This window comes from Geomonas limicola (assembly GCF_014193675.1).
Taxonomy (GTDB): domain Bacteria; phylum Desulfobacterota; class Desulfuromonadia; order Geobacterales; family Geobacteraceae; genus Geomonas; species Geomonas limicola.
Window position 1 is genome coordinate 202,313 of sequence record NZ_BLXZ01000002.1, and the last position, 24,579, is coordinate 226,891.

A 24,579-nucleotide genomic window follows, 5' to 3' on the forward strand; every position below is an offset into this window, starting at 1 on the left:
AACAGCAGACCGGCCCCGCTGTTTTTCCCGGCGCTGCCGCCCCGAAGACCCGGCCGTACCGCACACCGCGAACCGGGCTTGCCGCCTCCTCCAAGGTGCTGATTGTTAATTAAAAACATGAAGCATAGAATCAATGGATACGGGGAGTTGGGGTGATCAAGCGGCAGTTCGGCCTCCCCTAACCCGCGCACCGGTACCGACCCAGGGCCGCTGCGGCAGGAGTGAACCGATGAAAACGATCCTTGCGGTAGAAGATTCGGACCTGGTCCTCAAGATGCTTTCTTCGCTGTTGAAGGCCAAGGGGTTCCAGGTGATCGAGGCGCACAACGCCCTCGAGGCCCTGAAGTCGCTGGATACCGGGCCGGTCGACCTGGTGATCACCGACCTGATCATGCCGGGGATGAGCGGCCTTGAGTTGACCAAGGAAATCAGGAAGCGCACGCCGCACGATATCCCGGTGCTGGTGCAGACGACGCTGTCCGACGCCAGGGTGAAACGGGCGGGACTCGAGGCGGGGGTTTCGGGGTGGATCCAGAAGCCGTTTCAGGCCGAGGAACTGGCGGCAGAGATCAGGCGCTTGATCGAGCCCTGAAGGGGGGCCGACCGGTGCGGCGTGTCGTCACAGCTCGATACGGAATTCGGCCCCCTCGCCCCGGTTGGCGACGCTGAGCCTCCCTCCCATGTTCTTTTCGATGATGGTCTTGCACATGAAGAGCCCGACGCCGGTACCCTTCTCCCCCTTGGTGGTGAAGTAGGGGGTGAAGATCTTGTCCAGGGCCTCTGCGGGGATTCCCCCCGCGTTATCGGTGACCGTGACCAGCGCCCGCCCGTCCTGCTCTGCCACGCGGACCACGATGCGCGGATCGGGCACCTGACGCTCGACCAGGACGTCGCGGGCGTTCGTCAGGATGTTGATCATCGCCTGGCAGAACTCGTTGGGGTAGCCCAAGACCTGCGGGGCTCCCTCCTCGACCACCTCGATGTGCACCGCCTTACCCTGCAGACTCCCCTCCATGAGCGACAGCGTCTTGCCGACCTCCTCGCGCACCTGGAAGAAGACCTTCTCCTTGTTGGGCCTGAAGAAGTTCCGGAAATCCTCGATGGTCTGCGACATGTGGCGGATCAGCGCCATCGCCTTGTCACTGTTCTGCCGCAGCTCGGCGGCCGCTTCGCCCTCGGCGGCGGCGATAAAGGGGACCGTCTGCACCAGTAACCCCAGGGCGTTCAGGGGCTGGCGCCACTGGTGCGCGATGTTGTTGATCATCTCCCCCATGGCGGCGAGCCGGCTCTGCTGGATCAGCAGGTGGTCTTTTTCCCTCAGCTCCCGGGTCCTCTCGGTCACCCTCCGGTCCAGTTCGACGTTTAGCTTCTGCAGCGCCTCCTGCGAGCGCCGCGACTCCTCCCAGGCGCGCGCCAGTTCCTCGTTTTGCGCCGCCAGCTCCTCGCGCTGGTCGCTCACCTCCCGGTAGGAAGCCTGCAGCTTCTCCTCGTTCTGCTTCAGCGCGAGCTCGGTCCGCCTGCGCAGTTCGACCTCCTCCTCGAGATTCCGGTTCGCCTGGCGCAGCTCCTTGAAAATGAGCAGGTAGGGGTCTTCGATCCCGTCGCGGATGATCGCACGGTAGATCATGAGGAACGAGAAGAGCTTGAAGTAGTGTCCGACCAGGTTCGAAATCCCGTAGTTGTCGATGTAGAAGGTGAAGGCGAGTTCGGAGACGATGGTACAGATGATGGATAAGCGCAAGAGCCGGTACACGGAGGTCGTGAAGCGCTGCCGGTTCTTGATCAACAGGACGAGGCTCGCCGCGAGCACCAGGCAGATGAGGTACTCGCTGTAGATCTTGAAGGGGGTGAGACCGACCCCCTCGACGAAGCAGACCGGGAAGATCTTCCAGTAGAAGATCGTGGCCAGCAGCAACGAGGTGACTACGGCATTGCCCAGGAAAAGGGTAGCCGTGGAGACCCGGCGCCCCTTGAGCAAGAGGGTGAAGCCGGCCAGCAGGGTGACGCTCTCCAGCAAGCGGGCGGCAATCCAGAGTTGGTTTGCGTAGTAGTCGTAATCGGTGAAGACCGGCATCCCCTTGTAGCTGATGGTGTGCATCAGGTCGAGGATACCGATGAACAGGTAGGAGATGCCGACCACCAGCAGGTAGGGGTTACTGATGTACCGCGCCGAGTTCCAGGTGAGGGTGAACACGCAGGCGGCGATCACCACGCTGAAAAGTTCGATGAGGGTATGGAAGAGGAGGTAGTTGACCTGGGAGGTGGCATACAGTCCCGCCACGATGAGCACCAGGATGGGCCAGTTAACGAAGCTGCCTGCAGTGTGACGATACGCGTCCTGGCTCACCTGGGGTGTGGTCTCCGGATAGATGCTGCGGCACGGATGCCGGTAGAGCGCTCACGGTGAGCAGACGCCGCAGCCTCGGGTTCCCCCGGCGCCGCTTGCCATACGGGTCCATCGAGTGCCGTGGTCTTGGACAGTATCTTCTTTTGAAGGGGCGATTACAACAATATTTTTAACAGGTTAAGGTCTACAGGCGGACGTGTACGAGCTTTTCCGACAGGGGACGCGTGCCCCCTGAGCGGGGCACGGCACCTCGAGGTGTGGGGAGGGGTACGCCCCGCCGGCTTTGGCGGCAAAGCGAGGCGGGTCTCTTTCCGGGTCGGCAGCGAGGCGGCCTACACCCTGAACTGGGCTACCAGTTGCTGCAGATGCTGGGCTTCCTGGGCCAGGGTCGAGGAAGCGGCGGCCGTCTCGGCGGCCCCCTGGGCCGTGGCAGCCACCACGTCGGTGATCTGGGACATGTTGGTACTGATCTCGCTGGTGGTCGCCGACTGTTCCTCGGCCGCGGTGGCGATCTGGTGAATCTGCTGGGTCACATCCGCTATCTGATCCAACATATTTACGAGCGCCTCTCCGGAACGCGACGAGGAGAGGGTCCCCTGCTCGACCTGGGCCACCCCCTGCGCCATGGCGGCCACCGCCCCGCGGGTCTCCAGCTGGATCGCCTTGATCATCTCGCCGATCTCGCGGGTCGCCTTGGTGGTCCGCTCGGCAAGTGCGCGCACCTCGTCGGCCACCACCGCGAAGCCCCGTCCCTGCTCTCCGGCCCGGGCCGCTTCGATGGCCGCGTTCAAGGCCAAGAGGTTGGTCTGGTCGGCGATGTCCTCGATGGTCCCCACGATGTTGCCGATCTGGTCCGAACGGGTTCCCAACTCCTCCACGGTCCGGGCCGCCGACTTCACCTGCTCGGAGATCGCCTGCATCCCGTAGATGGTTTCCTGGACCACCTCGGCCCCGGCCTGGGCCGACTCCTTGGCCCGGCCGGCCCTCTCGGCCGCGGTTTGGCAGCTGTTGGCGATGTCGCTGGAGGTCGCGAACATCTCCTCACCGGCGGTCGCCACGGTGCCGGTCTGCGAGGCAACCTCTTCCGCGCCGGTCGCGATCTGCACCGCGGTGGACTGCAACTGGTTCGACGAGGCGGCCACCTGCAGTGCGGTGTTGGTCACCTCGCTCATGATGCCGCGCAGCTTCACCATGGTGGCCTTGAGAGCGGTCATCAGCTGGCCCAACTCGTCGCTGGTGGTCACTTCCACCTCGGCCGTCAGGTCCCCCGAGGCGAAAGAGTTCACCGTGGCAACCAGCCTGCGCAGGGGGTTGGTGATGGAGCGCACGATGGTGAAGGCCATCAGGTAGGTGAGGCCGAGCGCGAAGACCGCGAGCAACATGTCGTAGAAGAGCACGTTGTTGCTCCCCGTCACCGAATCGCGCACCATCCCCTCCATCTCGTGGTTCATCTTGGCGGAGAACTCGGTAACCAGGGTTTCGGACTTGTGTGTCGCCTCCTTGTACTCGCCGATGGCCCGGTTGGCGTCCTGGGGGGTCGTGATCCGCCCTGCCTGGATCTCCTGGTAGACCTTGCCGAACCCCGCGGCATAGCCGTCGATCTGCCCGCTCACCGTCTTGAGCATTTCGAGGTGGCTGCGCGCGGCGGGATCGCTTGATGCGGAGAGGAGCTTGAGCGACCCTTCGTTGACCCGGCGCAGCTGCTCCAGGGATTCCTCCCATTTCTTCTTGTAGGACTCCACCTTCGCGGCGTCGCCGATGTTCAGGTAGAGGTCCTTTTCGTAGCGGCGCATCATGTTGATGCTGGCCCGTGCCACCTGCCCGTTCTCCGCGAGCGTCCCGTGGTTGTAGGCCAGGTCCTGGATGTAGAAGCGCAGCCTCGTGAACCCGTAGTAGTTCGCGCTGCAGATGGTGACGATGAAGAGCAACACCACGCTGAAGCCGATGGTGAGGCGCGTGCTGATTTTGATCTTGGAAAGCATGGATCCCCCTGGAGCTGCTGCCGCAGTAGTGGGCCGGAAAACATCCCGGACTTAGATACTTATCGGTTCCTCCCGCCGGGAGCTTGAGAGGCAAACGGGCACGGCATCAAAAAACCGGTCCCGCCTCGAACGCGGGTCGCAGCACCGGGGAAACGGGCGCCGGTCCGCTCCTGCCGCCCGTTTCCTGGCGGCCCGCATCCCGGCCACCTCGAGATTCGCCCGGGCGCAGATGCTCCCTGTTCCCCCCTCTTTTGTTTTGAATTTTCAAACCCTGTATAATAGGCACAGCGTGAGACCGCTACCCGCAGCTCTTCGGTTCCCGCAGACGGGAGCGGCAAGGAGGAAAACCATGTTGCACGTAAATCCCGCGGCAATCAGACTGTTACTCATCGGCAGCTTCATCGGTGTCGTCTCGGGGTGCGCCGTTACCACGAGGTCCACGGACGGGACCTCCGAGACGCTCCAGAACACCACCGACGCCTCGTCGGATTTCACCTCGAGCACCAGCCCGCGCGACGAGGCGCGTCACTCGGACCAGAAGGCGAAACAGTTCGCGAGCGCCAACCTGGACCGGATCAGGGAGGACGCAGCTCGGGGCGGTGGCGAGCACCTCGCGGCGTTCGCCTACCTTTTAGGGGTCAAGGAGGAGCGGCAGCCGGAATTCTTCCAGACCACCCGCCAGAACTTCTCTACCCTGTTCGCCTCGGAAAGGACGACGGATGACCTGGTGGCACAGCTCTCGGAGGAGGTTGCCAACCACCCGACCTGGCGCAGGTAACCGCGCTCACAGAGAAACCTGACCAATAACCCACACCGCGGCCGGTTGCTCACTATGTCCTCTCTCTTCTCGATCCTCATGCACGTTCCGGTCGCCTTCCCGGGCTGTCGACCGGCAGCCCGGCTGGCCCGCCGGCTCACCCGCTTTCTTTTCCCCCTGCTGCTGGCAGCCGGACTTGCCGCGCCCCCACCCTCTCAAGCCGCTGCCGACTACCTCGATCACCTGCTGGACGTGGCGGGAAAGCGCCGGCTGGCCGAGAGCCCCGAGTGGTGGGCCCTTCTGCACTACCAGCCGCGCCGGCTCGCCGGCGGGCTGCACAGCGAGATCGACGACCCCGCCTTCTTTCTCTCGGCCGACGGCAAGTTCGACCCGCGGGCCGAACTCGCCGCCACCCTCCGGGCCTTGTTCCAGGCCGACCCGCAGCACCCCGGGCTCGAGGCAGCCTGCCGCTACCCGGCGCGCTACCACTGGCTCAGCCGCGAACTCCAGTTCGACGCCGAAAAGCTCCCGCCGGCGGACTGCCGCCAGCTTAAGAACTGGCTTGGCGAACTCAACCCCGGAGGGCTCACCCTGGTCTTTCCCGCCGCCTACCTCAACAACCCGGCCTCCATGTTCGGCCACACCCTCTTGCGTATCGATCCCCCCGCCCGGATACTGAACGAGCCGCCGCTCCTTGCCTACACCATCAACTACGCCGCGGAGACCCGGGAGCAGCACGGCTTTGCCTACGCCGCCAAGGGGCTCTTCGGCGGGTACCGGGGGCGCTTCTCCATCGCCCCCTACTATGCCGTGGTGAAGGCGTATGGCGACATCGAGAACCGGGACATCTGGGAGTACCGACTCACCCTCAGCCCCGAGGAGCTCGCCCAGCTGCTCAGGCACGTCTGGGAGCTGCGCACAGCCTGGTTCGACTACTACTTCCTCGACGAGAACTGCTCGTACCAGCTCCTCTCGCTCATCGAGGTGGCCCGCCCCACGCTGCGGCTTACCGGGCGCTTCCACGGCTATACCATCCCTTCCGAGACGGTCCGGGTCCTCGCGCAGGAGGGGCTTGTCGGGGACATCCGCTTCCGGCCGGCGCGCAGCACGCAGCTTGCCGAGCGGCTGCACCTCCTCGCACCAGCCGACCAGGAACTCGCCCGCCGCCTGTCGCTGGGAGAGCTCCCCCCCGAGACGCCGGAGCTGGCAAAACTTCCCCCGCAGCAGCGGGCCCGGGTCGAGGAACTCGCCCTCGATTACGCCGCCTACCGCCAGTCGCACCGTTTCGGGGGGCGCGAGCCGGCAGCCGGCAACACCTCGCAGCTACTCCTGGCGCGCAGCCGCCTCGAGGTGCCCGACCAGACCCCCGTGGTCCGGCAACCGGAGATCTGGCCGGGGAGCGGCCATCCGCCGGCGCGGGTCCGGGTCGGCTACGGCAGCGAGGCCGGCGAGCGGTTCCTGGAGCTCGCCGGCGCTCCCGCCTATCACGACATCCTCGATCCGGAAGGTGGCTACACCCGCGGTGCCGCGGTGAACCTGCTTCAGGGGGCGCTGCGCTACTATCCGGAAAGAAGCGCCCTGGAGCTGGAGCGGTTCACGCTCATCGAGGTGAGATCGCTGTGCTCCTGGAACCGCTTTGTGCACCCGATCTCCTGGAACGCGGCACTGGGGGTCGAGCGCAGGCTGACGGCGTCCCGGCAGGGCGAACTCGTAGGGAACTTCCAGGCCGGCGTCGGCCTGAGCCACGAATTCGTTACCGGGACCACGCTCTACGGCTTTGCCGAGGCGAGCCTCGAGGCTGCCGACCGCTTTCGCGCCTGGCTCGCCCCCGGCATCGGGCCGCGCCTGGGCCTTTTGCAGGATGTCTCGGAACGCTGGCGCGCGGGGCTCTCTTTCAAGGAGAGCTTCTTTGCGCTGAACCAGGCGCGCAACGACTACCGGCTGGCCCTGGAAAACCGCCTCGCCCTGGGCCTCCAGGACGTACTCGCCCTGGAGCTTGCCGTGAAGCGCGAGTTCGGCTACCGCTTCGAGCTGCTGCAGCTCTCCTGGCAACACTACTTCTAGCCTGCTCCAGGCTGCACGTTCAGCCCCTGCCGCTTCCCGCCCCGCGCCCCTCCCGAAGGGGAGATCTCCCCTTAACCCTCGACGACCGCTCGGTCAGTCCCGCACCGATTCCCCTACGCCACCAGGGATCAGGTTCCTGACATTTCCTCACCAATGCTCTTACTTTTTTATTAACGTTCGGCCAGTATCCATCCGAAGAGGTAGCTGGTTGTAACAGATCTGTAACAAAAGGCGCTGCCCTTGGGAACTTCGCTGGGTCCACCGCCTTGTCTACCCGGATTGTCATGCGGATACCATCACAGCAAAGGGAGGGAGCAATGTTTGGGAACATGAAGATCGCGACGCGGGTGAGCCTGGCGTTCGGCGTACTGCTGGTGCTCTTGGCCGCGGTTGCAGCGACCGGATTCTTCGGGATGAGGAGCATCAACCAGGAGATCAGCCACGACCTGGACAGCGACGGGGTGATCGCCCAGCACGCCGGCCGGGCCCGCGCCAACATCCTGGGGCTCAGGCGCTACGAGAAGGACATCATCCTCAACATCGGCGCGCCGGACAAGCAAAAGGAGTACTTCGAGAAGTGGCAACAGGAGGAGCAGCACATCCAGGAACGCCTGAAGACCCTTGAAAAGGTCGCCGTCGATGCCAAGGACCGGGACCGGGTCAAGGCGCTCAAGGCCGAACTCGACATCTACCGCGCCGGCTTCCCCAAGGTGTACCAGGCGACCGTCGAGGGGAAGCTTAAATCTCCGGCCGATGCCAACAAGGCGATGGGGCAGTACAAGGAAGCGACCCACAAGATGGAAGCCCAGGCGGCGGACTTCGCGACCGACGGCTATGCCCGGCTCGACGCGGTGAAAGGGGTCGTCGACCATACCTTCAAGCGCGCCTCCTGGTTCATGGCGGGGCTGGTCGCCCTCATCCTGTGCATCGCCATCGGCACCGCCGTCTACCTCTCCCGCAAGATCGCCGGGATCCTCAGGTCGCTCATCCAGGAGGTCGAGCGGCTCACCGAGGCCGCAGTGGCCGGCCGGCTCGCCACCCGCGGCGCCGTCGACCAGATCGATCCCGAGTTCCGGGGGATCATCGTGGGGATGAACAGCACCTTGGACGCCATCATCGGCCCGCTCAACATGGCCGCCGAGTACGTGGACCGGATCTCCAAGGGCGACATCCCGCAGAAGATCACCGACAGCTACCAGGGGGACTTCAACGAGATGAAGACCAACCTGAACAGCGCCATCGACAACATAAACGCGCTCATCGAAGATGCCGACCTGCTGGTCGCCGCAGCCCTGGCAGGGAAGCTCGCCACCCGCGCCGACACCGGCCGGCACCAGGGGGACTACCGCAAGATCATCGCCGGGGTGAACGCCACGCTGGACGCGGTGATCGGCCCCCTGAACGTCGCCGCCGAGTACGTGGACCGCATCGCCAAGGGGGACGTCCCGCCCAAGATCACCGACAGCTACCAGGGTGACTTCAACGAGATCAAGCTGAACCTCAACAACGCCATCGACAACATAAACGCCCTCGTCGAGGACGCAAACCAGCTGGTGGACGCCGCACTCGCCGGGCGCCTCGCCACCCGCGCCGACGAAAACCGGCACCAGGGTGACTTCCGCAAGATCATCTCCGGGGTGAACCGGACCCTCGACGCGGTGACCGGCCCCCTGAACGTCGCCGCCGGCTACGTGGACCGCATCGCCAAGGGGGACATCCCCCCCAAGATCACCGAGGACTACCAGGGTGACTTCAACGAGATCAAGCTGAACCTCAACAACGCCATCGACAACATAAACGCCCTCATCGAGGACGCGAACCTCCTGGCCCAAGCCGCCCAGGAAGGGAGGCTCGAGGCCCGTGCCGACGCCCAGCGCCACCAGGGGGACTACCGCAGGATCGTCAGCGGGGTGAACCAGACGCTCGACGCGGTGATCGGCCCCTTGAACGTGGCGGCCGACTACGTGGCGCGCATCTCCAAGGGGGACCTGCCGGAGCCGATCCGCGAGGAGTACCGCGGCGACTTCAACGCCATCAAGAACAACCTGAACCTCCTGATCGAGTCGACCAACGCCATCGCCGATGCCGCCTGCCTGGTTGCCGAGGGTAACCTCTCGGTGAAGCTCGAGGCGCGCTCTTCGGGCGACCGGCTCATGCAGTCCCTCTCCGCCATGGTGCTCAAGCTGGGCGAGGTGGTAAACCAGGTGAAACTGGCGGCGGACAACGTGGCGGCGGGGAGCGAGCAGATGTCGGCAAGCGCCGGCGCCATGTCGCAGGGGGCCACCGAGCAGGCCGCCGCGGCCGAGGAGGCCTCCTCGTCCATGGAAGAGATGGCGGCCAACATCCGGCAGAGCGCCGACAACGCGCTGCAGACCGAGAAGATCGCCGTAAAGTCCGCCTCGGACGCCCAGGCCGGCGGCAAGGCGGTGGCCCAGACGGTCGGAGCCATGAAGGAGATCGCCGGCAAGATCTCGATCATCGAGGAGATCGCCCGGCAGACCAACCTCCTGGCGCTCAACGCGGCCATCGAGGCGGCCCGCGCCGGCGAGCACGGCAAGGGGTTCGCGGTGGTGGCAAGCGAGGTGAGAAAGCTCGCCGAGCGCTCCCAGAAGGCGGCCGCGGAGATCTCCCAGCTCTCCTCCTCGAGCGTCGAGGTGGCCGAGAAGGCAGGAGAGATGCTCTGCGCCATGCTCCCCGACATCCAGCGCACCGCCGAACTGGTGCAGGAGATCTCGGCGGCGACCAGGGAGCAGGACTGCGGTTCGGACCAGATCAACAAGGCGATCCAGCAGCTCGACCAGGTGATCCAGCAAAACGCCTCGGCAGCCGAACAGATGTCGGCGACCGCGGAGGAGCTCGCCTCGCAGTCCGAGCAGCTCCAGGCGACCATCAGCTTCTTCAACCTGAACGAGTCGGCGGCGCCCCCGGTTAAGCGCCACGCCCCTCCGACGACTCCCCGCGCAGCGAAGCCTGTGCCGCGCAGCGCGGCGAAGCTGACCAAGAACCACGGGGCGCGGCTGGAACTCAACGACTCCGACGAGGCATTCGAGAAGTTCTAGCCGGAAGCGGCCGGCCTCGTGCCGGCCGCCACCGGGTATCCCGCATAGCGCTACGAACGCACAAGGGCCAGCTCTTCCCCCCTGATCACCTGATCTGGAGGCAAGGGCTGGCCCTTTTAGTTCCTCTGTCGTTACCGTGCGCGGTACGCGCGCCACCATGCGCGCCGGCGGTTCACCGGCAATCCTTCCTACCCCTTCAGGTGGTTGGCCAGCCAGCGGGTCATGAAGGAGAGGATCTTTTCGGTACGGTCCTGGCCCCCTTTGAAGTAGTGATTCTGGATGCGCAGGATCTGCCGCTTCAGGTGTTCCGCCCCCCTGCGCTGGGCGGCCGGGACCTCGTAGCCGTTGCGGTCGAGCCAGCTCGCCTCGTAGCCGAGGTGAAAAGCGGCGAAGTCGATGAGCTCCAGAAGACTCAGGTTACTCTCGGGAGCCGCCGCATCTTCCTCATTTAGCCGATACGCCTCCTGTAACAGCTCGACCAGGCGCCGGTGCTGATTGTCGAGCTGGCTCATCGCCAGCAGGTACTCCTCTTTCCACTCAACGTGCTGCATGTTCCCTCCCCGCCTGGCCAGGTCCGGAGCCTGTCCCGCCAGTCGTTACCGCGGTTGACAATGCTGACGCTTACCTCATCGGCTGGAAGAAGCCGCTCATGCAGTTCTTTTTTTCCGGGTGCGGAGATCGCTCTGGCAGAGAGCCTCGATCCGTGGCACATCTCTCTCACAGCGTATTTCTCTTACAGAGTTTTGCTTGCCTTGCGTAAAATGCTACAATGTCGCGCAGGAGCCGCCATGAGCCTTAGATTGAGAACGTCCTTGTACTATGCCATCACCGTTGCCCTGGTTGCGTTCAGCTATTCTGCCTACCGATACCTGAGCTGGGTCTCTCATAGCGAACTCCCCACCTTCATCACCTTCTACCCCTGCGTGACCCTCGTTGCGGTCTTTTTCGGCATGGGGCCCGGCATCCTCGCTACCTGCCTCTCGGTAGCCATCACCGCCTTTTCCATCTACGCCCCCCCCGACTCCTTTGCAGTGAGCTCGCTACGCGAGGTGCTGTCCCTGGCGCTTTTTTCGGTGATCGGCCTGTGCATCAGCGGGCTCGCCGAGAGCCGCAGGCGCTTTGAAACGAGGCTTTTGAAACAGCAGGAGGAACTCGAGTCCCTGGTGGCGAGCCGTACCGGCGAACTGGCCCATAAAAATACCGAGCTGGAAGACGAAATCGCCCGGCATCGCAGCACCGAGGAGGAGCTCGTCCGCCTGAACGAGCATCTCGAGCAGCGGGTCCTGGAGCGGACAACGGAACTCGCCAGACACGTGGCGCGTCTCAGGGAGGAGGCCGAGGAGCGCCGGCTCGCCGAACTGGCGCTGCTTGCGAGCGAGGAGCGTTACCGGACCGTCGTGGAGGACCAGACCGAGCTGATCGCCCGCGCCTGTCCCGATGGCCGCCTCACCTTCGTCAACGAGGTGTACTGCCGTTTCTTCGGTTTGAGCGAGGCGGAAGTCCTCGGGACGCCGTGGCAGCCCCAGGTGTTCCCGGAAGACCTCCCCCAGCTCGAAGAGCGCCTGAAGCTCCTGTCAGCCGACAACCCGGTGGTCGTGGTGGAGAACCGGGTGTTCTCCGGTCGCGGAGAACTGCACTGGCTGCAGGCAGTGAACCGCGGGACCTTCGACACCCAGGGAAACCTGGTGGAGATCCAGGTGGTGGCACGCGACATCTGCGACCGAAAACAGGCCGAGGAGTCCCTGAGAAAGAGCGAGGAGCAGTTCCGGCAGATGGCGGAGACGGTCGAAGAGGTGTTCTGGCTCACCTCCCCCCGGGGCGAGCTCATCTACGTGAGCCCGGCCTTCGAGCGTATCTGGGGGCGCAGCAGCGTGGAGGTCTTCCAGGATCCCTTCCTGTGCCTGACCGCAACCCATGCCGATGACGTCCGCCAGCTCACCCGCTACCATGACGCGTTGCGCGCCGGGAAAGCCGCCACCCTCAAGTACCGCATCCTGCGCCCGGACGGCACGCTGCGCTGGATCAGCGACCGGGGTTACCCCAGAAAAGACCGGCGCGGGGAGGTCCAGTACATAGCCGGCGTCGCCTTCGACATCACCGCGCAAAAGGAATCCGAGGACCGGCTCAAGCGCTACGCACAGCGCCTGATCACCCTGGAAGAGCAGCTGCGCAAGGAGATCGCCGCCGAACTGCACGACGACGTGGGGCAGGAACTGACGGTGTTGAGCCTCAACCTGGGGCACATCGGCAAGCACCTCGCCGGGAGCACCGGGAAACGGCTGCAGCCGACGGTCGAAGAGTCCCGCAAACTGGTGCGCGCCATCCACGGCACGGTGCGCAATCTGATGGTCAACCTGCGCCCGGTACGGCTCGACGAGGACGGCCTGGTGCCGGTGCTCGGTGCCTATACCGAGCAGTACCGCAAGCGCACCGGCATCGAGGTCTCCTTCCAGGCAACCCCGGACTTCCCGCGCCTGGGGGCGGCGCGGGAGATCTCCCTGTTCCGGATCGCCCAGGAGGCGCTGCACAACGTGCTGAAACACGCCGGCGCCTCCCGGGTCAGCGTCCTCCTGGAATGCACGGATGGCACCGCCCGCCTCAGCATCAGCGACGACGGCAGGGGGATGGTGCTGTCAGGTACAGCTCCAGAAACCGCCGATTCCGGCTGGGGCCTCACCATCATGAGGGAGCGAGCCGAGCTGATCGGCGGCAGTTTCCGGATCCATTCCGAGCCCGGCGCCACCTCCCTCAGCGTGGAATTGGGCGGACTCTGAAGGATCCCTCCCCAGGCCCCGCAGTCGGCACCAACGACAACGGCCACCGGTTTCCCGGTGGCCGTTTTTCGTTCGGCTCAGCGTGCTGCGTCCAGCTAGCTCGCCAGCCGGAACTGCCCTACCAGCCGTTGCAGCTCCTCCGAGAGCCCGGCCAGGTGAGAGGCGGAGGTCACCGACTCCTGGGCCCCTTGGGAGGTCGTGCGGATCACTTCGGTGATCTGCTGCATGTTGCCGCTGATCTCGTTGGTGGTGGCCGTCTGTTCCTCGGCGGCGGTGGCGATCTGGCTGATCTGCAGCGTCACCGCGTTGATCTGGTCCAGGATGCTTTCCAGTGCCTCTCCGGAACGGGTGGCTTCGCCGGTACCGGACTCCACCTCGGCCACCCCTTCCTCCATGGCGGCAACCGCCTGCCGGGTATCGCTCTGGATCCCCTTGATCATGGTGTCGATCTCGCGGGTGGCCTTGGTGGTGCGTTCGGCCAGGGCCCGCACCTCGTCGGCGACGACCGCGAAGCCGCGCCCCTGTTCGCCGGCCCGGGCCGCCTCGATGGCCGCATTCAGGGCAAGCAGGTTGGTCTGGTCCGCGATCTCCTCGATGGTGCTGATGATGGTCCCGATCTGCTCGGACCGGGTCCCCAGGCTCGCCACCGTGTCGGAGGAGGCCCTCACGCGTTCCGCGATCCGCCCCATCACCTCCACGGTACTCTGCACCACCCGCGCCCCCTCCTGGGCCTTCAGGGAAGTCTCCCGGGCCCCCTCTGCCGCTCGCATGCAGCTGTGCGCGATGTCGCCCGAGGTCGCCGCCATCTCCTCGCCGGCGGTCGCCACGGTCATGGTCTGGGCCGCCGCTTCTTCCGCGCCGGTTGCCATCTGTTCCGCGGTGACCCGCATCTGGCGCGCCGCTGCCGCTACCTGCCCCGCGTTGTCCGCCGTAGAGCGCAGCGTCTCGTTGAGCCGGTTCACCATGTTCTGGCAGGCCCGCTGCATGACCCCGATCTCGTCCTCGCCGGTCACCGTCGGCCGCACGGTCAGGTCACCGCCGGCGATGGACTCGAGGATCTGTGCCGTCTCCCGAAGGGGTGCCAGGAACTTGCGGATCGCGGTTACGATGATCACCCCCAGCAGCACCGCGAAGATGAGCGAAGCTACCAGGATGAAGCGCTGGATGGTGTCGGCCGTGGCGTAGAGTTCGTCGTTGTAACCGCTGCAGGCAATCAGCCAGTCCCAGACGGGAATGGTCATGTAGATGGCGAACTTCTCCCGTTCCTTGTTGTCGCCGCTGTTTTTCCACCAGTAGGTGATGTAACCGTTCTTGGTGCGGGCCATCTCCTTGAAGAATTCCCGCCCTCGGGAGTCCTTGTAGTCGATCACGTTCTTGCCGACGTTGGACTTGTCGGGGTGCATCACGAACTCACCGTGTGCCTTCTGGTTGCCGACGTCCAGGACATAGGCGTAACCGGACTTGCCGACCTTGATGGAGGAGACCGTGCTTCTCAGCCTGTCGATGATGTCGTCGATGCTGGTGCCGATGAAGAGCACCCCGATCACGCTCCCACTCTGGTCGCGGACTGGCTGGTACTTGGTCATGTAGTAGCGCCCGAACAGCTTCGCCTTCCCGGTGAAGACCTCGCCCGCCCTGAGCTTCTCGTAGGCAGGATGTGCCTTGCCGAGGGCCGTCCCGATCGCGCGGCTGCCATCCTCCTTCTTGAGCGAGGTGGCGATCCGGATGAAGTCGTCACCCTGGCGCACGAAGACGGTGGCCACCGAGTTTTCGTTCTGCTCGCTGAACTGGTCCACCCGGGCGTTGTCCAGGTTCACCTGCACGCCGTTGAAACTCAAAAGCGGGGCGTCCAGGCTGCCGACCCGCACGCTGTGCCCCGGATCGACGGTAAAGGTACCCCGGTAATGCTGCAGCAGGTTGTTCATCTTGGCGTCGGCATCTCGCACGATCGACTTGTTGGCGATGGTCACCATCTCGGACAGCGAAGTCACCGTCCCGCTCAGTTGCCGAATGGTCTCCTCTTTCACATTGGCCCGGACCTTGTGGTTGGTGATCTGCCCCAGGAGCAGGAAACTGAACACCAGTATGGGCAGGATGATGATCAAAAGCTTGTTGCTGATGGAAAGAGAATGGAAAAACCGCATGCTGTGCCCCCCGAAGATTGTATACACTCAGGTTCCTGAGTATCTCATCGGCAGCTTCAGTGAGAACTTAACCCGGTGGTAGGACAAAATGCCATCTTCTTGCGTGACAACGGTTTTTTTCTAATAGTGTCCGTTCCTTGAAGCTGGCTCCAGCCTCGGAGCGCGTCCCTGCCGCGGCACCGCCAATCCCACCCTTGCCGCCGCGAAGATGAACGGCGGCACATACTACCGTCGAGCAGGCTGGTGGTTGTAGAGTAGGGGAGGAGGCACCCCTTTTCGTTAGCGCAGGTGATTCTGGGGCCTTTTGTCAGGTCAAACAGAGACTGGAGGCGGCGCTGCACGATCTCGGATTCAACTTCTGATTCTGCCGCTGCAGGACAGGGGATTGGAGCGTCGCCCGATCAGTCTCACGCGGCCGTCGGACTTCCTTACAAGTATTTGTTCTTCAGTCAAAGAGAGCCTTGACCGATATCAGAGAAAGCACCTCACGTCACTGTGGGATAACCAGGAGGGCTTTCCATGAAAATTACGACCAAGATGTTGCTGAGTCTGGCAGTCACCATCACGGGGCTGCTCGTCCTCTTCGCACTGTCAATGGCGACCATCGACAAGGTCAAGGTCAACGGTGCACTCTACCGGAACATCGCCAACGGCAAGGATCTGGCCGCCGATATCCTGCCGCCGCCCGAATATATCCTCGAGTCTTACCTCACCCTGCACCTCGTTTTCGACAGCAGCGACCCGGCGGAGCGGCAGAAGTTCCTCGACGACTTCAAGAAGCTCAAGAAGGATTTCGACGACTCGCACGAGCACTGGAAAAAGGACCTTGCCGAAGGGGAGATCAAGAAGGTCCTGATGCAGGACGTCTATACCCCCGCGGTCACCTTCTACGACATCGCGCTCAACCAGTACTTCCCGGCCCTGCTGGCCGGCGACAAGGCCAAGGCCGAGGGCCTCCTGGGCGGCCCCCTCAAAGAACACTATCTGAAGCACCGCCAGCAGGTCGACCGGCTGGTCCAGCTGGTGGACGCTTCCGGCAAGAAATCAGAGGCCGAGGCAGCCGCCACCCTGCACACGGCCAATGTCCTCATGTACCTGGTCACCTTCGCGATCCTCGTCATCGCCACGCTCTTGAGCCTCGCCATCTCCCGCGGCGTCACCCGTCCGCTGGCGCGCTGCGTGGGAATCGCCGACCGGCTCGCTACCGGCGACCTGACCGAAGAGATTACCGTGACCGGCAAGGACGAGACCGGACAGCTCTTGGGCGCCATGAAGAACATGATCGAGAACCTGCGTCACCTGGTGCACGGAACGGTCAATATCTCAACCGGCATCGCATCCGCCTCGGTCCAGCTCAACGCCACCGCCGAGCAGATCGCCACGGCCGCGGTCCAGGTGGCTGCCCAGACCGGCAACGTGGCGACTGCCAGTGAAGAGATGGCCGCAACGAGCGAGGACATCGCCCGCAACTGCGTCCGGGCTGCAGAGGCCTCCCGAACCGCGAGCACCATGGCGAGTGAGGGGGCCGAGGTCGTGCAGCAGACGGCTACCGGCATGACACTCATCTCCGAGCGGGTCAAGCGTACCGCCGAAGTGGTCGGCACCCTCGGGAGCCGCTCCGACCAGATCGGTGCCATCATCGGCACCATCGAGGACATCGCGGACCAGACCAACCTGCTCGCGCTCAACGCGGCAATCGAGGCCGCGCGCGCCGGCGAGCAGGGGCGCGGTTTTGCCGTGGTGGCCGACGAAGTACGGGCGCTCGCCGAGCGGACCACCCGGGCGACCCGGGAGATCGGGGAGATGATCCAGGCCATCCAGCGCGAAACGAAGGACGCGGTGCGTGCCATGGAGGAGGGGGTTCTGGAAGCCGAACGGGGCGCCGAAACCTCCCTGCGCTCCGGGGAAGCACTGGAGAAGATCCTCGCCCAGATCAACAACGTGACCGAGCAGATCAACCAGATCGCCACGGCCGCCGAAGAGCAGACCGCCACTACCGGCGAGATCACCTCGAACGTCCAGCAGGTTTCCGAGGTGGTGCAGGGGACCGCACGGGGCGCCCAGGAGACCTCGGTCGCGGCGCGCCAGCTCTCCCGGGAATCGAGCGAGCTCCAGGAACTGGTGGCCTCCTTCCGGCTCAGCTAGACGGCGACAGGTGGAGAGGCCGCCTCCGGCAGGCACCCTCTCCCCGCACCTTCCTTAGTACTTTTCCTTCGCTTCCGGCTTTGCGGCCGCAGCTCAAAAAAAGGAGTTACGACATCTGCCGTAACTCCTTTTTTCTGCTTTTTTGCCGGATCTGGAACGGTGCACCGATACCAGCCAGCTGCCCTTTTTCCTCGCCTACCTCAGCGAGAGACTCGTCGGGACGAGCGCCCCGAAGAGGCCGTCCTGTTCCGCGCCGGGGCCTGCCGCGAAGTAGAGGGTGTTGCTGGGGCCCGCGCTACCACCGTTGCCGAAACCGATCCCCCACAGGCCGTCGATGACGATCGGTTCGTCGTACTGGTCCCTCAAGAAGCCCCTGAACGTACCGGTCAGCGGATCGAACGCGGCAATCTTCCCGCTGCCGAAGTTCCCGACCAGCACGAGCCCACTGAAAGTGCCGAAATCGGCCGGAGCCTGGGCCACGCCCCAGGGGGAGTCGAGCCAGGTACCGTTTTGCAGGCTCATCACGAAGCTGCCGTCCGGATTGAAGACCTCGACAAACCCGTGCCCCTGTCCGGGGACGTCGTCCAGCCTGGTGGTCTGGTTCCTCAATGCGTAGCATACGTACAGCTTCCCGGCGACGTTGGTCACGTTGAACGGAGCGTAACCGGTCGGCGGTACGTTCTGGGTGGTGGGCACCGTAAAGGGGGCTCCGGTCGAGGTGGCGGGGAGCGTCACCGGTGCGAAGTTCGAATCGAAGACGTCGATCTTGCCGCCGCGGAAATCCGCCGCATAGAGCAGGTTGCGACCGGCAGTGCTCGCCAGGGCAAGCCCCTTGTAGACGGCACCGGCTCCGCTTACGAAGTTGTTCACCTTGAGGGTCGCGCTGGTCCCGGTGTCCCAGGCCGCGATGGTGCCATCCTCGGTCGCGAAGAGGAACTTGGCCGAGGTGGTGCTCACCCCCTGGGTGACGTTGAATCCCGAATAGTTGTTGAAGACGATCCCGGTAACCGGCGCCGGCGTGGTGCCGCCGCTCGCCGCGGGGACCGTCACTACGGTCTGGGCACCGCTGGGGAACTTCTTCCCGGCACCGTCGTACACCGTGGAGAGACCGGTGCCGTTGTCGTTCACCCACCACGGTCCGGTCGGCGAATGGGCGATCCCCCAGGCGTTCACCAGGTTGGTGTCGGTGTTCGGCGCCAGCCCCGGGATGTTGCTCGCCAGGTTGACCTGCTGGAAGAGCGCGTTACTCGCCTTGACGCTGCTGGCCAGCAGGACCCCGTTCCCCGAGGTGCCGATTACCGTCACCTTGGTACCGTTGGCTATGCCGGTGAGCGGCAGGAGCCCTGCATCGACCGGGGTCCCCTCGACCGTGAAGGTCCGCCCGGAGAGCCCCGTCACGTACCCTTCCAGCTGGAAGTTGTCGCCGGTCGGCGCCAGGTTCAAAAGCGCGGGGACCGATTGCACCAGCGTCGCCGAGAGGGTCGTGCTGGTCAGGGTCGGGATGGTGCCGGTCACCTTGACCACGCTGCCGGTCGTGGTACCCGGGGGGAGTGTCGCACCCGCGTAGTTCACCGTCAGGGCACCGATGGTGAAGGTGTTCGAGGCCGGGGCGCTGGTCAGGGTGCCGACGATGATAACCGGAGTCGTCGGTGTCCAGTTGGACTGCATGCGCTCCAGGTAGCTTGCGTGGACAGCTCCCCTGTTGTCGGTAAGCCCGCTGACCCGGACCATCTGGCCCGTCGCAAGATGGCCCGTGGTGCTGGTGGTGCCACCCGAGAAGTTGTTGAACACGGAGCTTGCCGGGTCGAGACGCACCTTCTGCCCCAGGATGGTGATGGAACTGGAGAGGTTGTTGAAGGCGCTGATGGGCCCCTTCAGATTGTTGGTCATGCGGATCTGGGTGGCCCTGCCGCGGATCGGGTCGCTGAGGGTCCCGACCACGGTCACCACCATGCCGGGCCTCAGTGTTGCGGGATCCGAGCTATCCTCCATGGTCACCGTCGCGCCGGTTGTGGAGAACTCGACGCCGTTTACGGTAATGGTGTTGCTGCTGACGCTGGTGATGACCCCCTTGCTGACGGGGTCCACCGTCGAGGCAGCGGCGGGGGGATTCGAGCTGCTGCTGCCACCACACCCTGCCAGCGAAAAAGTCAGCCCACATGCTGCGATCAACCAATAGAGTTTCAAGCGCATACCACACCTCCTTACTGTCAAGTTGCTTGTTAGTTGCCGAAGGCCAAACTGCCGCCGATCCTTTCACCTCCTCCCCGTTGCCGGCCTTTTTTCTCACTCCGCATGACGAGCCCTCCGCCTTCAAACTATTAAAAATTTCCAACCAAAACTCTACCATCAGGCGTCCGGGTGTCCACAACCGGGGTACGTCTTTCGTCGACCGGCTTGTCCCTTCAGGCGGGAACTCGTCCGGTGACCGGACGTGCTGCAGCGACACGCAGCTCGACGCGGAGGGGGGAAATAGGGAACGTTTGGAATTGAGGAGGGTGCTCCAGGAAGAGCAGAAGGGAGGGCATTGTTCGAAAGGATTGCCCCGAGTCTCAGGCCGCCTGCCGGACAACTCGCGTCCTCTTATTCGGGCAGCCGACAATGTCTGAGACCCCGTAACAATTACAGGGACCTTATTTACAATTGTATGGACCTTTTAGGAGCATTATGGCAAAGTTCACCACTTAGAATATTTAAACGATGTTACAAGGCTCTCGCCTGAACCCGCAGACATCGTGCGGAGTCTCTTATGTCTTCCCGTCGCGCCTATAAACGGTTTTTCCTGTCGGCTCTTGCCATTCTCTCCCTGCTGGCACTCGTCGTTGGCTCCTTCAACTATTTCATCGATCCCATGTGGTGCTTTAAACATGCGCATCGTCTCAACAGCGTCCAGATCGAGATCAACGATCGCCAGCAGAAGAGTAACTACTTCAAATTCAGGGGTGGGACCTACGACACCTTGATGATCGGCAACAGCAGGGTGCGGATGATCGGCCACCAGGAATTCGGTCCCCGCACCTTCAACTACGCCCTCTCCGGCATGATCGCCAAGGAGTACCTCCCCTACATCCGATACGCCAAAAAACTGAACGGCCAGGATTTTCGTCAGCTGGTCCTGGGACTCAGCTTCGAGGCGGCCAACGCCAAAATTCCCTACTACAGCGGCGAGCCCCCCTCCTACTACATCGAGTCCGTCGAAGACCCCTACTATCTCCCCAGCATGCTGTTCAACGGCGGCGTCTTCAAACGGGCGGTGGGAAACGTGAGGCACTCGCTGCGGCATGACCTGACCATGTACTTCGACCGGGACAACGTGCAGCGGGTGAACCGCAACCGCGTGCACTTCGACGAGCAGCTCAAGGTCGACCTGAACAACAAGTTCATGCACGAGGGGTTCCAGTATCTCGGGGAGTACCGCTCCATCCTCGAGTCTATCCGCAAGGAGAACCCCGCGACGAAGATCCTCGTGTTCACCCCGCCGGTCAGCAAGCAGCTCTTCTGCTCCATGGTGCAGCGCGGGCAACTTCCCGATTACGAGAAGTGGCTGAGGGACGTCGTCGAGGTCTTCGGAGAGGTGCAGCACTTCGACTACCTGAACAGCGTCACCCTCGACCCGCGCCGCTACTTCCTCGACGGGCAGCACATGTATCCGGAGACCGGAACCCTGGTTGCCCACAAGATCCTGGGCATCCCCGACCCTGCGCTCCCTCAGGACTTCGGGATACTGGTCACCAAGTCGAACCTGGACGCCACGCTGAAAACGATCGAAGCCACGGCTCAACTGTGCCGCTAGAGAGCTCGAGCTCGTGAACCAGCAAGGAGCATGATGGAAAACCTCATCGTCGACAATCAGTACAACATCGGTTTTCTCTGTACCGGGCGGCAGTGCCAGCTGGGACGGGGAGACCGGGTGGCTATGCGCTGGCTCTCGCCGTCTCTGGAGCGGCGCGATTACAGCTTTGCGGAGCTCGACCGGCTCACCTCCCGTTTCGCCAACGTGCTCCAGGGGCTGGGGGTCTCGGCGCAGGACGTCTTTTTCACCTACCTGCCCAAGATGCCGGAGCAGTTCGTCGCCTTCCTAGGCGCCCTGAAAGTGCAGGCGATCGCGGGAACCCTCTTCTCCAATTTCGGGGACGACGCTCTCCTGGACCGCCTGGGGGATTCCTGCGCGAAGGGGATCATCACCAAGAAAAGCTCCCTGAAGAAGCTCGCACGGATCAGGGACCGCCTGCCTCACCTGCGCTTCATCATCCTCGTCGACGTCGAGGAACACCTGAGCGCGGACACCCTGAGCTATTCCCGTCTCATGGCGGAGGGCTCGGAGCTCTTCACGGTGCCTGCGACCCCTCCGGAGACGCCATCGGTGCTGCACTACACCTCGGGCTCGACCGGAAAACCGAAGGGGGTCCTGCACGCGCACCGAAGCGTAGCCCTGCAGTCGCTCACCACCCAGAACGTGCTCGGGGTCACCCGCGACGACATCTTCTGGTGCACCGCCGACCAGGGGTGGGTTACCGGCACCTCCTACGGGATTATCGGGCCGTGGTGTCTGGGAATAACCCAGGTGCATTTCGGGGGAGGTTACGATCCCGGGACCTGGTTCGGCATCCTGCAGGAGCAGGGGGTCACCGTGTGGTACACCGCTCCCACCGCGCTGCGCATGCTGATGCGGGAGACCGACGATTTTTACGCGGGGTTCGATCTAGGGCGCCTGCGCCACATCTGCTCCGTTGGAGAGCCGCTCAATCCGGAGGCGATCCAGTGGGCGCGTCGAGCCCTGGGCAAGGAGGTCTACGACACCTGGTTCCAGACCGAAACCGGCGCCATCATGATCGCCAACCGGCCCGGCCTTGAGGTACGCCCCGGCTCCATGGGTGTTCCGGTTTCCGGCATCGGGGTCGCCATCCTCGCCGAGGACGGCAGTCCGCTTCCCGACGGTGCGGCGGGTAACCTCTGCCTCAGGGAGGGGTGGCCCTCCATGTTCAGCACCTACTTGAACAACAACGCCGCCTACGCCAGCAGGTTCCGCAACGGTTTCTACTATACCGGCGACACCGCCTACCGGGACCCCGACGGCTACTACTGGTTCTGCGGTCGCAACGACGACATCATCAACACCTCGGGGCACCTGATCAGCCCCTTCGAGATCGAGAGCTCGCTCCTCGAGGTCGCGGAGGTGGCCGAAGCCGGGGTGATCGGGGTGCCGGACGAGCTGGCCTACGAAAAGATCGTGGCGTTCGTCTCGTTGCACCGCCAGGCAAGCTATGACCCCCAACTGGAGCTGAAGATCCGGCTGTACGTAAGCAACCGGCTCTCGACCGTGGCCACCCCCGCAGAGATCATCTGCATCGACGCGATTCCCAAGAACAAGAGCGGCAAGATCATGCGGCGGGTCCTGAAGGCCCGCTACCTCGGCCTCGACGCCGGCGACCTTTCTACCGTGGAGGAATGACTATGGAAATACTTGCAGAACTCACCGAAATTTTTCGCGAGGTTTTCGACGACGACAGCATCGAACTTACCCGGCAAACCACCGCCAACGACATCGACGCCTGGGACTCGCTTTCCCACATGAACATGGTCATGGCGGTCGAGTTGCGCTTCAAGGTCCGCTTCGCCCTGGGAGAGCTCCCCGCGCTGCGTAACGTCGGCGACCTTGCCGACCTGGTAGCCAAGAAGCTGGCGCGCAAGTAAAGCCGACAGCACCCACGCTTTCACACAACCCGTAGGAGATGCCGCGGAGATGCTCTTCAATTCGTATCAGTTCTTGTTGCTGTTTTTACCGGTTACCCTGGTCGTCTATTTCTTTCTGAACCACAAGCGCCTGACCGCCGCGTCCAACGCCTGGCTGCTCTTTGCCTCGCTGGTTTTCTACAGCTGGTGGAACCCCGCCTACCTCTCCATCATCCTGGTCTCCATCCTGTTCAACTACACCATCGGGTACCTGCTCGCGGAACACGACTCGTTGAAGAAGCACCCCGTCTCGAAGAAGAGCATCTTTCTCTGCGGCCTCGCCGGCAATCTCGCCTTTCTCTGCTACTTCAAGTACATGGACTTTTTCCTGGGGAGCCTGAACGGCTTCTTCGGTACCGATCTGCCGCTTATGCATGTCGTGCTTCCCCTGGGAATCAGCTTTTTCACCATTACCCAGATCGCGTTCCTGGTCGACTGCTACGAGGGGCTGGTCGAAGACCGGAAGCTTTTGAGTTACTCCCTGTTCGTCACCTTTTTCCCCCACCTGCTCGCCGGCCCGATCCTGCACCACAAGGAGATGATGCCCCAGTTCGAGGCGACCCGGAACAAGGTGGTCAACTACCGGAACCTTTCGCATGGGCTCTTCCTGTTCCTCGTCGGCCTGTTCAAGAAGGTCATCATCGCCGATTCGCTGGTGAAGACGGTGAGCGCCGGCTTCGATGCGAGTAGCAGTCTCACCATGGTGGAAGCCTGGGTGGTAAGCCTCTCCTACATGCTGCAGCTCTATTTCGACTTCTCCGGGTATTCCGACATGGCACTGGGGGTCGGGCTCATGTTCAACATCGTGCTCCCGGTGAACTTCAACAGCCCCTACAAGGCCTGCAACATCATCGATTTCTGGCAGCGCTGGCACATGTCTCTCACCAGTTTCATCACCACCTACCTCTACGCCCCGATACTGCGCTCCTCTCGCAAGATCACCTTCGGGAAGTCGATGCTGGCGACCTTCGTCGCCATGTTCATTGCGGGGATCTGGCACGGTGCCGGCTGGACCTTCGTCATCTGGGGGGCCTGCCACGGCGCCGCGCTGGTCGTCAACCACCTCTTCAAACGCAAGAAGGTGAAACTCCCCAACCTGCTCGGCTGGTTTTTCACCTTCTGCTTTCTCAACGTAACCTTCGTGCTATTCAGGGCGAAAAACCTGGGGGATGCCTGGAAGGTGCTGAAGGGGATGGCAGGGTTAAACGGAGCCGTCCCCGCCGCCTTGACCAGCTTTTCCTTCTCGGATCTCGGCAGGGGGGCTTTCTGGAAGGCGCTTCTCTCGGGAGTTAACGGCAACGATGCCACCTTGTATATGCCACTCCTTTTCCTGGTGCTGGTCCTTGGCGCCAGGAACTCCGTGCAACTGGAGCGCGAGTTGAAGCCGACCGGCACGGCCCTGGCGTTCCTGACCGCCGTCGGCTTTTACGCCCTTATCAATCAGAACAAGGTGAGCGAGTTCCTGTATTTCCAGTTCTAGCCCCCGCACTGACCGTGGATCTCCCTGAGCGCAGCCCGGTTACCCGGTGCGTTCAAGGACTCACCGGGTCATTGATCTCGAGAACTAGCTCGCC

Annotated in this window: 15 protein-coding genes; 10 read left to right on the forward strand and 5 right to left on the reverse strand. The window is 63.4% G+C overall.

Annotation, left to right across the window (positions count from 1 at the left end; genetic code table 11):
- Positions 1-229 precede the first annotated feature (229 nt).
- Positions 230-592 (forward strand): response regulator, encoded by a 363-nt coding sequence (locus H7688_RS04750; RefSeq protein ID WP_183359922.1) that lies wholly within the window; start codon positions 230-232, stop codon positions 590-592.
- A 27-nt stretch (positions 593-619) separates the two neighbouring features.
- Here H7688_RS04750 and H7688_RS04755 read toward each other — a convergent pair whose 3' ends face one another.
- Together H7688_RS04755 and H7688_RS04760 are read right to left on the reverse strand one after the other, a co-directional pair.
- On the reverse strand, positions 620-2,347 hold the full coding sequence (locus tag H7688_RS04755) for an MASE3 domain-containing protein (protein WP_183359923.1): 1,728 nt from the start codon (positions 2,345-2,347) through the stop codon (positions 620-622).
- Between the two features lie 332 nt (positions 2,348-2,679).
- On the reverse strand, positions 2,680-4,329 hold the full coding sequence (locus tag H7688_RS04760; protein ID WP_246329710.1) for a methyl-accepting chemotaxis protein: 1,650 nt from the start codon (positions 4,327-4,329) through the stop codon (positions 2,680-2,682).
- Between the two features lie 349 nt (positions 4,330-4,678).
- Here H7688_RS04760 and H7688_RS04765 point away from each other — a divergent pair, with 349 nt between their 5' ends.
- The 3 genes from H7688_RS04765 (at position 4,679) to H7688_RS04775 (ending at position 10,209) form a co-directional block, all read left to right on the forward strand.
- Complete coding sequence (locus tag H7688_RS04765) at positions 4,679-5,107, forward strand: DUF3015 family protein (RefSeq protein WP_183359924.1); 429 nt, start codon at positions 4,679-4,681, stop codon at positions 5,105-5,107.
- Between the two features lie 54 nt (positions 5,108-5,161).
- Positions 5,162-7,150 carry an Lnb N-terminal periplasmic domain-containing protein gene (locus tag H7688_RS04770; protein ID WP_183359925.1) on the forward strand — a complete coding sequence of 663 codons (1,989 nt, stop codon included), beginning with the start codon at positions 5,162-5,164 and terminating at the stop codon, positions 7,148-7,150.
- A 317-nt stretch (positions 7,151-7,467) separates the two neighbouring features.
- On the forward strand, positions 7,468-10,209 hold the full coding sequence (locus tag H7688_RS04775; RefSeq protein ID WP_183359926.1) for a methyl-accepting chemotaxis protein: 2,742 nt from the start codon (positions 7,468-7,470) through the stop codon (positions 10,207-10,209).
- A 188-nt stretch (positions 10,210-10,397) separates the two neighbouring features.
- On the opposite strand, the gene H7688_RS04780 is transcribed toward H7688_RS04775, so the two are convergent.
- A complete protein-coding gene (locus H7688_RS04780; RefSeq protein ID WP_183359927.1) occupies positions 10,398-10,760 on the reverse strand; it encodes a bacteriohemerythrin in 363 nt (120 codons plus the stop codon).
- A gap of 237 nt (positions 10,761-10,997) precedes the next feature.
- Between H7688_RS04780 and H7688_RS04785 the strand changes: the two genes are divergently transcribed.
- Positions 10,998-12,983: a PAS domain S-box protein gene (locus H7688_RS04785; RefSeq protein WP_183359928.1), complete on the forward strand. Its 1,986-nt coding sequence runs from the start codon at positions 10,998-11,000 to the stop codon at positions 12,981-12,983.
- 95 nt (positions 12,984-13,078) lie between these two features.
- On the opposite strand, the gene H7688_RS04790 is transcribed toward H7688_RS04785, so the two are convergent.
- Positions 13,079-15,127, reverse strand: coding sequence for a methyl-accepting chemotaxis protein (locus H7688_RS04790; protein WP_183359929.1), 2,049 nt, complete (start codon positions 15,125-15,127; stop codon positions 13,079-13,081).
- A gap of 519 nt (positions 15,128-15,646) precedes the next feature.
- On the opposite strand from H7688_RS04790, the gene H7688_RS04795 reads away from it, so the two are divergent.
- Positions 15,647-17,272, forward strand: a complete 1,626-nt coding sequence (locus H7688_RS04795) for a HAMP domain-containing methyl-accepting chemotaxis protein (protein ID WP_246329711.1) — start codon at positions 15,647-15,649, stop codon at positions 17,270-17,272.
- Positions 17,273-17,467: 195 nt separating this feature from the next.
- Here the strand turns inward: H7688_RS04795 and H7688_RS04800 are convergent, their stop codons facing one another.
- Complete coding sequence (locus H7688_RS04800) at positions 17,468-19,465, reverse strand: TIGR03118 family protein (protein ID WP_198424454.1); 1,998 nt, start codon at positions 19,463-19,465, stop codon at positions 17,468-17,470.
- Between the two features lie 556 nt (positions 19,466-20,021).
- On the opposite strand from H7688_RS04800, the gene H7688_RS04805 reads away from it, so the two are divergent.
- The 4 genes from H7688_RS04805 to H7688_RS04820 are packed head-to-tail and all read left to right on the forward strand — an operon-like array spanning position 20,022 to position 24,485.
- Positions 20,022-21,065: an SGNH/GDSL hydrolase family protein gene (locus H7688_RS04805; RefSeq protein WP_183359930.1), complete on the forward strand. Its 1,044-nt coding sequence runs from the start codon at positions 20,022-20,024 to the stop codon at positions 21,063-21,065.
- A gap of 30 nt (positions 21,066-21,095) precedes the next feature.
- The gene (locus tag H7688_RS04810; RefSeq protein WP_246329712.1) at positions 21,096-22,724 is read left to right on the forward strand and encodes an AMP-binding protein; all 1,629 of its coding nucleotides are present in this window, start codon (positions 21,096-21,098) and stop codon (positions 22,722-22,724) included.
- 2 nt (positions 22,725-22,726) lie between these two features.
- Entirely contained in the window at positions 22,727-22,966 is a 240-nt protein-coding gene (locus H7688_RS04815; protein ID WP_198424455.1) for an acyl carrier protein, read from the forward strand.
- A gap of 49 nt (positions 22,967-23,015) precedes the next feature.
- Positions 23,016-24,485 carry an MBOAT family O-acyltransferase gene (locus H7688_RS04820; protein ID WP_183359932.1) on the forward strand — a complete coding sequence of 490 codons (1,470 nt, stop codon included), beginning with the start codon at positions 23,016-23,018 and terminating at the stop codon, positions 24,483-24,485.
- Positions 24,486-24,579 lie beyond the last annotated feature (94 nt).